General features: G+C 41.5%; 13 protein-coding genes. 7 read left to right on the top strand and 6 right to left on the bottom strand.

The genetic code is table 11. From position 1 onward, the window contains the following. Position 1 precedes the first annotated feature (1 nt). The 7 genes from agaR to H5232_RS02775 all read left to right on the top strand — a co-directional run bounded on the left by agaR (position 2) and on the right by H5232_RS02775 (position 8,386). Positions 2–742: a transcriptional repressor AgaR gene (agaR, locus tag H5232_RS02805; protein WP_310736862.1), complete on the top strand. Its 741-nt coding sequence runs from the start codon at positions 2–4 to the stop codon at positions 740–742. 42 nt (positions 743–784) lie between these two features. Further along, complete coding sequence (locus tag H5232_RS02800; protein ID WP_182717506.1) at positions 785–2,068, top strand: D-tagatose-bisphosphate aldolase, class II, non-catalytic subunit; 1,284 nt, start codon at positions 785–787, stop codon at positions 2,066–2,068. Between the two features lie 17 nt (positions 2,069–2,085). Continuing rightward, on the top strand, positions 2,086–3,222 hold the full coding sequence (locus tag H5232_RS02795) for an SIS domain-containing protein (protein WP_145240078.1): 1,137 nt from the start codon (positions 2,086–2,088) through the stop codon (positions 3,220–3,222). Further along, positions 3,215–4,144 (top strand): ROK family protein, encoded by a 930-nt coding sequence (locus H5232_RS02790; protein WP_145240076.1) that lies wholly within the window; start codon positions 3,215–3,217, stop codon positions 4,142–4,144. Before H5232_RS02795 ends, H5232_RS02790 begins: the two co-directional genes overlap by 8 nt. Beyond that, positions 4,141–5,304 (top strand): N-acetylglucosamine-6-phosphate deacetylase, encoded by a 1,164-nt coding sequence (nagA, locus tag H5232_RS02785; protein ID WP_182830534.1) that lies wholly within the window; start codon positions 4,141–4,143, stop codon positions 5,302–5,304. Before H5232_RS02790 ends, nagA begins: the two co-directional genes overlap by 4 nt. A gap of 165 nt (positions 5,305–5,469) precedes the next feature. After that, the gene (fusA, locus tag H5232_RS02780) at positions 5,470–7,554 is read left to right on the top strand and encodes an elongation factor G (RefSeq protein ID WP_182717504.1); all 2,085 of its coding nucleotides are present in this window, start codon (positions 5,470–5,472) and stop codon (positions 7,552–7,554) included. Positions 7,555–7,954: 400 nt separating this feature from the next. After that, complete coding sequence (locus H5232_RS02775) at positions 7,955–8,386, top strand: hypothetical protein (protein ID WP_182760941.1); 432 nt, start codon at positions 7,955–7,957, stop codon at positions 8,384–8,386. A gap of 78 nt (positions 8,387–8,464) precedes the next feature. On the opposite strand, the gene H5232_RS02770 is transcribed toward H5232_RS02775, so the two are convergent. The 6 genes from H5232_RS02770 to tatC all read right to left on the bottom strand — a co-directional run bounded on the left by H5232_RS02770 (position 8,465) and on the right by tatC (position 16,269). Beyond that, positions 8,465–11,200 (bottom strand): ExeM/NucH family extracellular endonuclease, encoded by a 2,736-nt coding sequence (locus H5232_RS02770; protein ID WP_182830533.1) that lies wholly within the window; start codon positions 11,198–11,200, stop codon positions 8,465–8,467. 142 nt (positions 11,201–11,342) lie between these two features. Next, on the bottom strand, positions 11,343–12,350 hold the full coding sequence (gene hemB / locus H5232_RS02765; RefSeq protein WP_182830532.1) for a porphobilinogen synthase: 1,008 nt from the start codon (positions 12,348–12,350) through the stop codon (positions 11,343–11,345). 9 nt (positions 12,351–12,359) lie between these two features. Next, entirely contained in the window at positions 12,360–14,210 is a 1,851-nt protein-coding gene (locus H5232_RS02760; protein ID WP_182717500.1) for a diguanylate cyclase, read from the bottom strand. A gap of 2 nt (positions 14,211–14,212) precedes the next feature. Further along, positions 14,213–14,995 carry a TatD family hydrolase gene (locus H5232_RS02755; RefSeq protein ID WP_182717499.1) on the bottom strand — a complete coding sequence of 261 codons (783 nt, stop codon included), beginning with the start codon at positions 14,993–14,995 and terminating at the stop codon, positions 14,213–14,215. Then, entirely contained in the window at positions 14,995–15,525 is a 531-nt protein-coding gene (locus H5232_RS02750; RefSeq protein WP_182717498.1) for a hypothetical protein, read from the bottom strand. Before H5232_RS02750 ends, H5232_RS02755 begins: the two co-directional genes overlap by 1 nt. After that, a complete protein-coding gene (gene tatC, locus H5232_RS02745; RefSeq protein ID WP_149982219.1) occupies positions 15,526–16,269 on the bottom strand; it encodes a twin-arginine translocase subunit TatC in 744 nt (247 codons plus the stop codon). Positions 16,270–16,308: the final 39 nt, after the last annotated feature.

Raw genomic sequence — 16,308 nt, 5'->3', positions numbered from 1 at the left:
GATTGTGCAATTGGTCTACAAACAAGAGCGGGTGCAGGTTCCTGAGTTGGCTCAGTTGTTTGGTGTTTCAACGGTAACTATCCGTAACGACTTAAATGAGTTGGATGAAAAAGGATTGTTGGTACGGTCCCGTGGTGGTGCAGTTGCCAGTAATCGCTTAACTCAAGAATTATCATTAAAAGAAAAACACGATGCAAATCGCGGTATTAAAGAGCGCTTAGGTAAATTTGCAGCGAGTCTAATTAAGGATGGTGAATCGATTATTTTAGACTCAGGGACAACAACTGAAGAAGTCGCTAAAAATCTAACCAGCCACCACGGCGTAGTTGTGATGACCAATGGCTTAAATGTGGCGCACTCACTACTTAATGCGCCATCGGTTGAAGTGTTAATGACTGGTGGCACGCTACGTAAAAAATCACTGTCATTTTATGGCCGCCAAGCTGAACAGCACTTACAACAATATCACTTTGATAAGTTAATTTTGGGTGTTGATGGCTTTGAAAAAGATATTGGTATTACAACGCACTTTGAGCTTGAAGCTCTGCTAAATCGGGTGATGTGTGAAGTATCGCGAGAGATCATAGTAGTAACAGATTCTAGTAAATTTAATCGTAAAGGCGTGCATAAAATTATTGCCGCCAGTGAAATAAACGTACTGGTTACAGACAGTGGAATTCCAGCAGAGATAAAAACCGCGCTCGAAGATGCAGGTGTGCGGTTACATATTCTCGATCTTTAACTTTTATAACTAAACAAAGATTATCTAACGAAGAGGCTTGCAATGACGATATTACAGCAATTAATCGCAGCGAATAAACGCGGCGAAAAACAGGGTATTTATGCCGTTTGTTCCGCTCATCCATTGGTGCTAGAAGCTGCCATATTGCAAGCCAAACAAGACAATAGTTATTTATTAATCGAAGCAACCGCTAATCAGGTCAATCAGTTTGGTGGTTATACGGGTATGTTACCTACTGATTTTATGGCATTTATTGAACAGCTTGCGACAAAGCAAGAGTTTGCAATTGATAAGCTGATCCTTGGCGGTGACCATTTAGGCCCTGTGTGTTGGTGTGATGAAAGCGCTGAATCGGCGATGCAAAAAGCTCAGCAGTTGATCGCCAGTTATGTTGGTGCAGGATTCAAAAAAATTCACTTAGACACCAGTATGCGCTGCGCCGATGATGAATTAATTTTAGCAGATGAAACAGTTGCAACACGTGCGGCGCAGTTGTGTGCAGTGGCTGAACAAACAGCATTAGATACCTTTGGCCGCAGTGACTTAGTCTATGTTATTGGTACTGAGGTGCCGCCGCCCGGTGGTGCCGATGAGCAAATAGATACGCTTGCAGTCACAGAAACTGACCATGTTGCTAGTACATTGGCATTGCATCACGATGCATTTTTACAGCAGGGGTTATCATCGGCATGGCAGCGAGTAGTTGGCTTAGTTGTACAGCCAGGTGTGGAATTCGATAACACGCAAGTATTTGATTATGATAGCGCTAAAGCGCAACGGCTAAAGCAATATATAAAGGCCGTTGATGGCATTGCCTTTGAAGCACATTCAACTGATTATCAAACGCCCATCGCGTATCAACAATTAGTAAATGATCATTTTGCGATTTTAAAAGTGGGCCCAGAGCTTACCTTTGCTTTGCGTGAGGCATTATTTGCATTAAGCCATATTGAAGATGCGCTAATAGACACTGAGCAATGTTCACATATACGCACTGTTATTGATGCTGATATGCAGCAGTTTCCGAAAAATTGGCAGCGTTTTTATCAAGTTGATAAATCAGTGCAGCAACTTTATCGTCGCTTTAGTTTTAGTGACCGAATCCGTTATTACTGGGGACAACAAGGCAATCAAGCTGCCGTTGATAAGCTATTTAGTAATTTACAAAAACAACCGATACCACTGCCGTTACTAAGCCAATATATGCCATTGCAGTATCTTGCAGTGCGAAATAACACCCTGCAAAACAGCCCTAAATCTTTGGTACTTCATCACATAATGCAAGTAACCAGTCGCTACGCAGATGCGTGTTTTAAACAACAATAGACGTAAGTGAGGTAGTAATGTCTAGTTATTTAGCAATTGATGAAACCCTTTTAGAAGCTAAAAATAGTTTATGGACTGCAAAAGAAATTATGCAGCAGCCCGATTGTTGGCGAGCAACGCTCAGTATTGTAAAAGCTGCACGAGCGCAGCTAGATAGTTGGCTTGCGGGCGTATTAGATAAGCCAAATGCGCAAATAATTTTTACCGGTGCCGGTACCTCAGCTTATGTTGGTGAGGCGGTTGTTGGTTACTTGAATCAACAATTGGATATTGCTTGTCGAAGTGTTAGTAGCACAGAGCTTGTTGCCTGCCCAGAGCAGTATTTACAGCCAAATAAGTCAACTTTATTAGTGTCATTTGCACGCTCTGGCAATAGTCCTGAAAGTGTTGCCGCTGTTGATGTAGTGAATAACTATGTAAAACACTGCGCGCATCTATTTATTACTTGTAACCCCGATGGAGCACTGCATAAACAAGTAGCGCAAGATGAAAACTATTTCTCGTTATTGATGCCTACGCAAACACTTGATCACAGCTTCGCTATGACCAGTAGTTTTACCTCAATGTTGGTGGCAAGTGTGGCAATATTTAGTGATGCAGATAACGCTGTTTTAACTATTGCAGAAGCGGTTGAAAAAAATATTGCTGGTAAATTAGCTGAACTAAAAACATTGGCTGAACTGCCTATGCATCGCTTAGTGTATTTAGGCGCAGGATCCTTAAAAGGCTATGCGCAAGAATCAGCATTAAAATTATTAGAATTAAGTGCGGGTCAAGTTATGGGGTATTTTGAATCCCCGCTTGGTTTTCGTCACGGCCCAAAATCATTGGTTGATGATAAAACTTTAATTGTTTTATTTGGCTCAACTAATACCTATACCAAGCAGTACGATATTGATTTGTTGAATGAGTTACGTCGCGATAATAAAGCTATTGATGTTCACGCCTTGACGCTGCCAGATGACGCGGTGATGCAGCAATTAGACGATGTATTTAATGGCTTATATTATATGGTCTGCGCGCAAATAATGTCGTTCTATAAAGCGTGGCAATTAGGCATTACAGTAGATAACCCATGCCCAACTGGTGAAGTAAACAGAGTGGTGCAAGGGGTGACGATTTACCCGCTAAAACAAGGTGATATTAATGACTAAGCAGTATATTTATGGCATTGATATTGGCGGTAGTAAAATTGAACTTGCTGTATTTGACGCTTCATTAAAGCAACTTGAATCATGGCGCATTGCGACTCCGCAAAATAGTTATCAAGACTTTCTAAATGCGTTAGTTGGTATGATTTTAAGTGCTGATCATAAATATCAATGTCACGGTGCGGTCGGTATTGGTATGCCTGGCATTGTTAATGCAAACCAACAAGTACTGTCGGCTAACGTGCCTCATGCGACCGGTAAAAATGCCGCGCAAGATTTAGCTCAGTTAATAAATCGCCCGGTTGCGATCGAAAACGATTGCCGCTGTTTTGCACTCTCAGAAGCGCGTAGCAGCGTTGGTTTGCAACATACCCGAGTGTTCGGTGCAATTCTTGGTACTGGTGCGGGTGGTGGGCTGTGTATTGATGGTCAATTGTATAAAAGCGCCCAGGGAATTGCAGGTGAATACGGTCATTACGCACTTTCTGCAGTGTTACAGCAGAAGTACCAGTTACCTATTTTAAAATGTGGCTGTGGTTTAACAGGGTGCATTGAAAGTTATATTGCAGGCCCTGGCTTGGCGAGAATTTACCAGCACTTTTCTGGCGAAGTATTAACTACTTTTGAAATTGTTGAAGGGTTGAGAAAAGGCGACGTATTTTGCCAACAAAGCTTTGCCTGTTATTTGGATTTAATTGGCAGTACTTTTGCGGCAATTATTATGGCCTATGACCCTGAGGTGATTGTAGTTGGTGGCGGTATGTCTTTAGTTGATGAACTAATGAGCAAGCTTGAAGAGGCAATCGTACCGTATGTATTTGCTGATATTCGGGTGCCAAAAATAGTGCTTGCTGAATTTGGCGATGCCAGTGGCGCTCGCGGTGCCGCTATTTTGGCCAAAGAACAAGTGGGAGCGCTGGCATGATTGGATCCGTGTTTTACGTCAAAGCTGATGTAATTTATTGTCAAGAACGAGTACTTAAAAATCACTTCATGTTAGTTGAAAATGGCATTATTAGTCATTTTACGCAAAACCCTACAGCCGGTGTGCCTATTGATGATTATGGTAATGCTGCAATTATTCCAGGCTTAATTGATTTACACATTCATGGTCGCGAAGGTTGTGATGTGATTGATTGTAAAATGAGTAGTATTGAAACGATTTCATGCTCACTTGCAGAGCATGGAGTAACAGGCTTTTTAGCAACGACAGTGACCACCGATTGGCAACAAACACTTAATGCTATGAGTGTAATTGGTCAGGCATACACGCAGCAACCTAGCGGGGCACAGGTGCTAGGTGGCTATAGTGAGGGCCTGTTTTTCAGTGAAGTTCATAAAGGCGCGCACAATCAAGATTACTTTTTAGAGCTATCGCAGTCGCATCTAGAAGCGATGATTAATGCAGCCATGGGTAGCTTAAAAGTGGTTGCGTTGGCGCCAGAAAAGCCAGGCGCAAATGCATTAATTGAATACCTGACAGCGCAAGGAATTAGGGTAATGCTTGGTCACTGTGATGCCAATTATGAACAAACTCAAAGCGCACTTGAGCATGGCGCATGCGGTGGGGTGCATGTTTTTAATGGGATGCGTGGCATTCATCATCGTGATCCAGGTTGTGCCGGCGCGGTATTGATGAATGATGACGCATTTGTTGAAGTGATTGCAGATGGTGTACATCTTCATCCTACAATTTTAAAGCTGATCTATAAGCTAAAAGGTCCACAAAAAATCGCTTTGATCAGTGATTGTATCAATGCCGGTGGACTAAATGATGGTGAGTATAAATTGGGTAAAATGGATGTTGTTGTGCAACAAGGTGTGGCGAGAACTGCCTCCGGCTCGTTAGCTGGCAGCACTTTAACGCTTGAGCAAGCAGTTAAAAATATGCATCAATTAGGCAGTGTAGAGCTACATGAGGCGATAAATATGGCCAGCATTGTGCCCGCGCAATTTCTTAATATTGCCAGCCAAGTTGGTTCTTTAGCGGAAGGTAAGCATGCGAATTTTGCTATTTTAAACAGCGATTTTAGTATTCAGGCGACTTATGTGAAGGGTCAGCGGTGCTTTTTTAAAAGTGCATAAAATGGCTAAAGCGCTCGGCTTTAGTGTGGCTATGCGCTTCAAAACCCATAGAAAGTAAAATATTATAAAATTGATTGCATTTTAAGCGACATGTATGGTGATGTTCGCTATAAGTAATGCTATACTCCCGCCGAATAATTTTTCGACTTTATTAAGAGTAAAATAATGGCAGATTTATCGAAGTACAGAAACATTGGTATTTTCGCGCACGTTGATGCGGGTAAAACCACGACTACTGAGCGTATCCTAAAGCTTACTGGTCAAATCCATAAAACTGGTGAGGTTCATGATGGTGAATCAACAACTGACTTCATGGAACAAGAAGCTGAGCGCGGTATTACTATCCAGTCTGCGGCTGTAAGCTGTTTCTGGAAAGATCACCGTTTTAACGTTATCGATACTCCTGGACACGTTGACTTCACAGTTGAAGTATACCGTTCATTAAAAGTACTTGATGGCGGCATCGGTGTATTCTGTGGTTCTGGTGGTGTTGAGCCACAATCAGAAACTAACTGGCGTTATGCTAACGAATCAGAAGTTGCACGTGTTATTTTCGTAAATAAATTAGACCGTATGGGTGCTGATTTTTACCGTGTAACAGAGCAAGTACGTAAAGTACTTGGCGCAAACCCACTAATCATGACGTTACCAATCGGTATCGAAGATGAGTTTTGTGGTGTTGTTGATGTTTTAACTAAAAAAGCATACATCTGGGACGAAACTGGTCTTCCAGAGAACTACACGATCGAAGACGTTCCAGCAGACATGGTAGACAAAGTTGATGAATACCATGAAATGCTAATCGAAACTGCTGTAGAGCAAGACGATGACCTAATGGAAGCATACATGGAAGGTGAAGTACCTTCTTTAGAAGATATCAAGCGTTGTATCCGTAAAGGTACTCGTGACCTTGCTTTCTTCCCTACATACTGTGGTTCTGCTTTCAAGAACAAAGGTATGCAATTAGTACTTGACGCTGTTGTTGACTACTTACCATCTCCTACAGAAGTTGATCCTCAACCGCTTATGGATGAAGAAGGTAACGAAAACGGCGAGTTTGCAGTTGTATCTGTAGATGAACCATTCAAAGCGTTAGCGTTTAAGATCATGGATGACCGTTTTGGTGCATTAACTTTCGTACGTATTTACTCAGGTAAACTTAATAAGGGTGACACTATCCTTAACGCGTTTACTGGTAAAACTGAGCGTGTTGGCCGTATGGTTGAGATGCAAGCAGACGACCGTAACGAATTAACTAGCGCACAAGCTGGTGACATCATTGCAATCGTAGGTATGAAAAACGTGCAAACTGGTCACACTCTTTGTGATCCTAAGCACCCAGTAACACTTGAGCCAATGGTATTCCCAACTCCAGTAATCTCGATTGCTGTACAGCCTAAAGATAAAGGCGGTAATGAGAAAATGGGTGTTGCTATCGGTAAAATGGTTGCAGAAGATCCATCTTTCCAAGTTGAGACTGATGAAGATTCAGGCGAAACTATCCTTAAAGGTATGGGTGAGCTTCACTTAGATATCAAAGTTGATATCCTTAAGCGTACTTACGGCGTAGACCTTATCGTTGGTCAACCACAGGTTGCTTACCGTGAAACTATCACTCGTGAAATCGAAGATAGCTACACGCATAAGAAACAATCTGGTGGTTCTGGTCAGTTCGGTAAAATCGACTACCGTATCAAGCCAGGCGAAGTTGCTTCAGGCTTCACGTTTAAATCATCAGTTGTTGGTGGTAACGTACCTAAAGAATTCTGGCCTGCAGTTGAGAAAGGCTTCAAGTCAATGATGAGCGAAGGTGTGCTAGCTGGCTTCCCAGTGCTTGACGTTGAAGTTGAACTTTTCGACGGTGGCTTCCATGCCGTGGATTCATCTGCAATCGCATTCGAAATCGCTGCTAAAGGCGCTTTCCGTCAATCGATCCCTAAAGCGGGCGCACAACTTCTTGAGCCAATCATGAAAGTTGACGTGTTCACGCCAGAAGATCACGTTGGTGATGTAATCGGTGACCTTAACCGTCGTCGTGGTATGATGAAAGACCAAGAAGCTGGTTTAACAGGCGTTCGTATTAAAGCTGACGTTCCGTTATCAGAAATGTTCGGTTACATCGGTTCATTACGTACAATGACATCAGGTCGTGGTCAGTTCTCTATGGAGTTCTCACACTATGCACCATGTCCACAAAACGTAGCTGAAACTGTAATCGCTGCAGAAAAAGAGAAAAAAGCTGCTAAGTAATTAGCCTTTAAACTCTTAAAAAAACCCGCACCTGTTGCGGGTTTTTTATTGCCAGAAATATTATCCCTCCAACAATCGAATACTTTTTTGTTGTTATGCTAGCAATGAGTCGTTAGCACTCTTAGTCGCTATTGAAGCAAACAGTTAAATAATAGAAAAAGAATCAACTATTTATTACTGCAGCTTAAACGTTATTCCACTCATAAGTTGTAGTTTAAAAGCTGGCTGTTTTACTAATTAAACTAGTTATTTATAACTAGGTAAAAAGTAGTGCAATTACTTGAATCTTAGTTACTAATACAGGTAGAATACCCGCTTATGCCACCCATATACGCATATTAGAGAAATGGAAGTCTCTCGAATAAAGAGACATATATGTGTACTTTTTTAGGACGTTTATATGAATGCAATTAAATTGAGCCCAAACTGGCTGTTGCAGTTAGTTATGATACTAACCCTTTGTGCAGTTGCTTTTTTGCTAACAATCATGTTTGCTGTTAATCAGACTTTTTTAGCCCTAATTATTGTTCCTGTTATTTTTATTATCTCAATTTTAAGTATCGCCAACTTGCGTTTTATGCATTGTTATAAAGCGGGTATTTACTACTCTCAAGGGTTAAGTAAAAAATATATTAATGCAGATGAAATTGTTGATATTCAATTTAACTCATTAAAATTACTGACTGTATTATCGGTTTCTTTAGAAAATAACAAAGTAATCCACTTTTATAACTGGCAGTTTGACGAGCAAGCTCAGCAGTCAATTAGGTGTTGGTATAGCAAAAAGAAGAATCGCTGTAATAATTCACAGCATACTGAATGTAATGCATAGAAAAGGCCGCAGTTTAGCGGCCTTTTTACTAATCTGAACTCTGCGGAATAAAGCTATTCAAGCAGAGTTTAGTTTATACTACGCTTTTTTACGGCGCAGGAGTGTTAGTGGTAACGCCAGTAACGTTAACCAAAATAATGAACCTGAGTCATCGTCTTCGTCATCAGTTTCATCATTAGCGATATTAATGTACACAAGCTGCGCATTTGATAAATTACCAGCACTGTCTTTTGCTTGTACCATTAATGTGATTTTTCTTTCAAACTCATAGTCTAAATCACCAGCAACGATTAGTTGTCCTTGCTCATTTATAGTTACTGCATCGTGGCCAGATACAATGAAGCCAATAACGGGTGTGTACTGTGCATCGGCATCACTAAAGCTCAATTGACCAATGACAGTGCCAATATGGCTATTTTCACTGATGTTAAAGCTCTGCTCAGGCTCTAGCACTGGAGCTTGTGGCTCAGGCGTTGGCTCTACAGCAGGGGTAGATTGAATATCAATAATTACAGGGTCATGATCAGAGGCACGATAAGCACTCTCTGAATACAAGCTAGCAACTTGAGAATCAGATTTGAACTCTACGTTATAATCCAGACTAATCGGCTCATCAGCATTGATATGCCAGTCTGTCGCTGCGACAACTTTAGCAAGTAAACTTGGACTAGCAACAGCATGATCTAAGCTACCCATGCGGCCAGAAAAGCTATACGAATAACCAAGAGTGTTACCATCTAATTCTGCGACGACATTTTTAAATCCTTTATCTGCAAATGCACGTATTGGATCTTCCATCGCATAGGCATTCATATCGCCGACTAAAATGATATCTTCATCGTCTACACCGGTTGGCTTGCTATCAAGCCAGTCAGCATAAGCATTGGCACCCGCTACACGGATCTCATTCCAACATGCTTGGCCATCACCTAAATCAGCATTGTTGCCATCAGCACTGCCACAGCTACCTTTGGATTTTAAATGCGCTACAGCAACAGTAAATACTTCTTCTGATTCAAGTGATTTGAAGCTTTGTGCAATAGGTGGGCGGTTACTGTAGTCAAATGGATATTGGGTTGTGATAGCTGCGGTGCCAACTTGTGCGACTTTATTTGCACGGTAGATCAGTGCGGTGGTAATTTCATCAGTACCAATTTTATCTACGTTAAAATTAACAAAGGCGTATTCATTATTGCTATCTTCATCGTTTAACGCATTAACTAGACTAGCAATAGCGCTATTTGCACTGAAACCATCGTTTTCGATTTCCATTAAACCGATAACATCAGCTTCTATAGCAACAAGTGCACTGACAATTTTCGCTTGTTGGCGAATAAATTCAGCTTCACTATCAGCCCCACGACTGGTTGGGAAACCAGCACCTTGGCCATCACCATTGAAGTAGTTAAGCACATTAAAGCTTGCAATCCGAAGATCTGCATCAGCGTGCAGTTCTGGTGCATCTGTACGTGGATTAGTTGCAACAAAAGTTGGTTGTACTGTTGGGTGAATGCGATAGCGATCAAAGCTGTAACCCATTACACCAGTGATTGCGTTCACAGAATCACCTAAACGTAATGTGTTATAAGCGTCTAAGCCAGTACCTGGGTAAGAAACTGGGTCAAGATTTTGTTTCGTTGAACCATCATCAAGTAAGATTTGTTTCTTGATGTTTTCGGCTTCAACAGCGTTAGCAGCATCACCGGGAAGGGCTATTTGTGTACCTTGATATAAACGTTCTGTGGCAAGACCTACTTCACCATAACGGCCTAAACCATAGTTGTTGCTAACGACCAGCGGTTGTTCTAGTGAAACCAGCATGCCTTCATAAGCTTCTAAATCGGCTACATTATTAACAGGGAGAGTGATGCTTGTTGCTGTTGGCGTTAAGCCTGTAGCACATACTTCCACTTGACTAACATCACCAATTTGGGTGGCATTAAAGTATTCAGCAACACTGCCTTTGACGCGCACATGGTCACCAACATTGACATCGGTATCAGCAAAATAAACAAAGACACCTTCAGAAGTAAGTGGGTTTGTATCAATATCTGCATCAAGTGATGTAATAAAGAAGCCACTTAATTGCTCACTACCTTGAAAATCAGCAGTTACCACGCCTTCCAGCTCAATTTCTGTGTTTAATAGAGGGCTATCACCGCCTTCACCTTGTACAGCGCTGATCAAGGTTTTAGCTGCGCCGCATTCTAATGGTACTAACGGCTCCGGTTCTGGCTCGGGATCTGGTTGGTTGTTTTCACCGTGGAAGCCTAGGCCAGAAAAGTCATCTTTATCAAATTGTAGCCATTGTTCACTAGGATCAAACGCGCTAGTTGCATCAGTGCGACCAGAGGTGACATCTGCCTTACGACGTAGAGTCTTATCTTTAGTAGTTACCCCTCCCGCTGTCCAAACTTCTTGCACACCTACCTGTCCAAAACTATCAATAACAGTATCACCGAGCGTAAGTGTGAAAGCGTCATCACCATTAAAGTTAACAGCACCGCTACGTAAATCTGCTTTAGTTGTTAAGTCATCTAAAGCACGGGTGTCCGTTGTTACAATAACAAAAGTACTATCAGCAGCAAGAGAGCCTGACAATTCTTCACTTGTTGAAACTGTATCACTGCCATTTGAATATAAATTAAGGGTATAGCCGTCGAGAGATATAGCTGTTGATGAGGTGTTGTAGATTTCAATTGCTTTATTGTAACCGCCACCTTCAACATATTCTGAAATAATTAGATTAGCTGAGGCTGGTGCACTGAGGCTTGCAATAACAAGCGCCAATGGCGTTATTTTTGTTTTGAACATTATTATTTTTTCCCGTGTATTGTGTCCCGAATGGGACAAACAGTTTAAGGAAAATTTATGACAAAGAAAATACAAAATGTTAATAATATGAAAATAAAAAGGGCGGTGAATCGCCCTTTTCTAAATTAAATATCTATGAGGCTTATCTTTTAAGCAGTTGTGCAGCTTGTTTTGCAAAATAGGTAAGAATACCGTCAGCGCCAGCACGCTTGAAAGCAAGCAATGACTCCATAATCGTGGCTTCTTCAGCAAGCCAGCCATTATCTATCGCCGCTTTATGCATAGCGTATTCGCCACTCACTTGGTAAGCAAAAGTAGGTACACCAAACTCATCTTTAACCCGGCGTACAATATCTAAATAAGGCATACCAGGTTTGACCATCACCATGTCAGCACCTTCTTGTAAATCCAGCGCTACTTCACGAATGGCTTCATCAGAATTAGCAGGGTCCATTTGGTAGGTTTTTTTGTCCGCACCTTTTAAGTTACCAGCAGAGCCGACGGCATCACGAAATGGTCCATAGTAACTTGAGGCATATTTAGCTGAATAAGCCATAATGCGTGTATGAATGTGACCTTCGGCCTCGAGCGCTTCGCGGATCGCGCCAATGCGGCCATCCATCATATCTGAAGGGGCAACAATATCTGCACCCGCTTGTGCATGAGATATCGCTTGTTTAACTAATATTTCAGTCGTGATGTCGTTAATTACATAGCCATTATCGTCGATAATGCCGTCTTGTCCATGCACAGTAAATGGATCAAGCGCCACATCGGTGATTACCCCTAATTCTGGATAGGCTTCTTTGAGTGCGCGTACAGTGCGTTGTGCCAGTGCATCATCATTGTAAGCTTCTTCAGCAAGCAATGATTTTTTGTCCGCAGGGGTGACCGGAAAAATAGCGATTGCAGGAATACCTAATTCAACCAACTCTTTTGCTTCAATCAGCAGTAAGTCAATCGATAAGCGATCTATGCCTGACATCGATGCAATGGCTTCACGGCGATTGTTACCTTCAAGTACAAATACTGGATAAATTAAGTCATTTACACTGAGTTGATTTTCGGCCATCAAGCGGCGCGAAAAATCATTGCGGCGCATTCTGCGCATGCGAGTATAAGGGAAAAGGTCGAGACCTGATTGGGCCATTATTTGCTCCTAGTCTAAAATTGGAAAACTAACTACACGATTACGCCCACTTTGCTTGGCATGATAAAGTGCTTTGTCGGCGCAGTCGGTGAATAATCCCGGATTATGAATGTCTTCTGCAATGGCGCTATATACACCAGCACTAATAGTAAACTTTATCTGGGTGTTTGCCACTGTAATTGTGGCATCCATGATTGCTTGGCGGATTTGCTCTGCTATTTCTACTGCACCGCCGAGGATGGTGTTAGGTAGTAAGATCACAAACTCTTCGCCACCATAACGGGCTACTTCGTCAAGTGGGCGTTTTAAATGGCTTTTTATAATGTCAGCCACAGCACGGATAGTTTGGTCGCCAATTAAGTGCCCGTAGGTGTCGTTAATGCTCTTAAAGTGATCAATATCGAGCATGACCACACTTAAAGGCGTTTGCTCTCGACGAGAGCGACGCAAGTCCATTACTAGCTTTTTATCGAAATAGCGGCGATTTTTTATTTGTGTTAATGGATCTTCCATATTGATTTGTTCAAGTGCGCGATTCTTTTCTTCAAGCTCTCGCAGGGTGACCTGAAGTTCAAACGTTCGCTCTTCTATATTTGCTTCTAAATCTAACCTAGCTTGTTCTTGTAGTGCTAAACGCTCTTGCAATAAAGCATCTTGTGCTTCACTTTGGGCTATTTTACTCTGCTGTGCAGTAACTTGAGCATCGCGTTCGATTAAAAAGTGTTTGATGGTAGCAAAGCTTAAACTGAGTGAGCAGATTAAAAAGCTAAAAAATACAAACGGTAAACCACGGGTATTAAAATCATAGATGTCAAATACGACAATTATTAGATAGATCTGCGCAGTTAAGAACATTAACATACTACATAAAAGCGCACTCAGAGGCTGCGTTCGCTGTTGCTTAATATCGATCCCTAACGCAGTTATGTGTAACAACATAATCAACACCGGTGCAATTAGGCTGTAATAAAGCATGATATTTGTAGGGAGCAACCAGATAAAAAATAAGCTGATAAAAAGTAACCAGTTACTCCATTTGTGTAAGGGTTGCAGCGCTGTTTTTGTGGGCAGGCGCAATTGTTCAAATAATAGCTTGAATAAGCAAGTGGTTAATATCAGCATGCTAGGCACGGCTAGCTGCTGCAAACTAGGCAAAGACGGGTGGAAATAGCGATAACCAAAGCCATATAAGTAAATCAGTAATAACCATAACGTGATTAAAATACTGCCACTGAGTGCAAAGTAACGTTTTCGTGAAAAGCCAAACATGACCAAGCAAGTGACTGCCAACGATAAAATAAATCCGACGAGCAGGCCGTACATTAAATTAAACTTACTTTTATCTTTTAAATATTCGTCATGCTGCCAAAGACTTAACGGCACTCTAACACCATCTAGACTTTCAACTCGAAGCAGTAATGTTGACTGACTTGCCGGTGGCAGTGTTAGCTTTACTAATAATGATTCTGTATTAATTTGTCGGTTATTGAGTGGTAATACATCACCAATTTCTTTAAACAATAATCTGTTTTGCTTAAAGTAATGGTATACAGCAACTTTATCTAATAACGGATTATCAATGGACAATAAAATTGGTAGCTCTGAATTCTCAGCGTTAACCAGTTGCAGGCGTAGCCATACGGCTTGATTAGTGAGTCCTAAATTGAGCGATTGCTCTGAAAGCTGTTGCCATTGCTGATTTGAAGTGAGCTTGGCTTGCTCTGCTGTGAAAGGCTGCAGGGAATATTCGAAAGGTATATTCACAAGGTGTTTGAAGTGCTTATCTAAGGTGATCTGCGTTGCGTTGGCCGTAAATGAAATAAATACAAAGCTATAAAGCAGCAACCAAACACGCTTCATTATCAGCCCTTGTGGTTGAATAACTGTTGGAAGTTAAGTGTAGTTTGCTTTGCAACAGTTGCAAACTCTAGGCCTTTTAAGGACGCGATAGTTTGGCATATATGTGGTAAATAGCTTGGCTCATTGCGATGCGATTTAGGTTTTGGTGTTAATGAGCGAGGGATCAAAAACGGTGCATCCGTTTCTATTAATAGGCGCTCTAATGGCAGCATAGGCATCAGTTGTTGCAGTGATTTACCGCGACGTTCGTCACAGACCCAACCGGTAATACCAATGTATAAACCGAGCGATAAATACTGTTCTAAGGCGTGCTGATCACCAGTAAAACAATGTAATACTCCACGCACCGAATATTGTTGCAATATTGCCAGCATATCTTCGCTCGCATCGCGCTCATGTAAATATACCGGAAGGTTTAACTCTACTGCCAAAGTGAGTTGTCGGTGCAACACGGAACGTTGAGTCTCGCGGGGAGAAAAGTCGCGATTGTAATCTAATCCACATTCGCCAATCGCAACAACCTCAGGGTGTGCAGCGAGAGTGCGCAGTTGTGTTTCTAGTTTTCCATCGGCTGATTTTGCGTCATGGGGGTGAACACCGGCGGTAGCAAGTAGCTTGTACTGTTGTGCTAAGTTAATCGCTTGCTGACTGGAGTTTATATCGCAGCCAATTAACAGCATTTGGCTAACATTTTGCGCTTTTGCGCGAGCAATGATAGCCGAATGTTGAGCATCAAATTGATGATTGGTAAGATTTACGCCTGCATCAATGAGTGATGTGGTCATTAATTAGTGCGCTTAACGCGGATCGAACGATTCTGGCCTGCTTTTTTTAATAAAAAGGAGTTGAACATACCACGTTCAATAATCACGGTATCATTTTGGTCGATACGCAAGCTATCTGAGCCAATTTGACGCCATTGTTGACCGTTGTCTAAACTAATAATTAATTCACCGTATGGCGCTTCTTTGACGTTGCTAACGACGGCTGATATTTCATTGTCATTATCTCTTGCTACTTCTTTGTGTTCTAAACCAAAATCGTCATTTTTAGTCTTAGCTATTTGCTCATTGGCTACTGCTGCAGCTGTTGGTGCGCCAACGTTAGGGGCTGCTGAGTTGGTAGGTGGGGTTAAGGTTTTTGTTGTTGCTGGCTTACTTAATGATTTACCCGCCATAGTGTTGTCATAACAAAGCAGACGATTGAAGTCATTTTCTACAAATGTACATGCTTGTAAAGCTTGTAAGTTAACTTCATTGGCATGAACAGTAGGAATGCTTAATAAGGCAAGTATTGGTAGTAGTTGTTTTTTCATTTATTCCTCAGACTCATTTTGCTGGGGTTTAGCGCTATAAAAGGATGCTAAGATTAAACCCAATTCAAATAACAGTAGCATGGGAAATGCTAATAATGTTTGTGATAGTACATCCGGTGGCGTTAAAAACATAGCTACAACAAAAACACCGACCACAATATAAGGACGTTTTTCTTTTAAACTTTGTGTTGTGGTAGCGCCACTAAAACACAGCAGCATTATCGCTACTGGAATCTCAAAAGCGACCCCAAAAGCAAAAAATAGCTTCAACGCAAAACTTAAGTAGCTACTAATATCTGGTGCCAACGTCATCATTTCTGGGCCAACGCTAGTAAAAAAGCCAAGAATTATGGGTAGTACTACAAAGTAACAAAATGCGATACCGCTATAAAAAAGTATAATGCTAGATGCTAAAACAGGCATTAGCATGCGTTTTTCATGTTGGTATAACCCTGGCGCAATAAAGCCCCATATTTGGTGTAATATTAATGGAAACGCTGCAAATAAAGCGACAAATAAGGTTAACTTAAACGGCGCAAAAAATGGTGCTGTTACATCAGTAGCGATCATGGTTGCTGTACTTGGTAAGTGCGCAACTAATGGGGCCGCTACAAAACCGTAAATATCGTTCGCAAAGTAAACCAGCGCAATAAAAAATACCAATATAGCTAATAAGGCTTTCATAAGCCTATTTCGCAATTCAATTAAATGACTTACAAAGCCTGATTTAACTTGTTCAGTCATAATTTAACTCGTTACCGATATATAGACCATAGCCAACAA

The organism is Pseudoalteromonas sp. SG41-5 (genome assembly GCF_014164495.1).
Taxonomy (GTDB): Bacteria; Pseudomonadota; Gammaproteobacteria; order Enterobacterales; family Alteromonadaceae; genus Pseudoalteromonas; species Pseudoalteromonas rhizosphaerae.
This window is presented reverse-complemented; position numbering and strand designations above follow the sequence as displayed.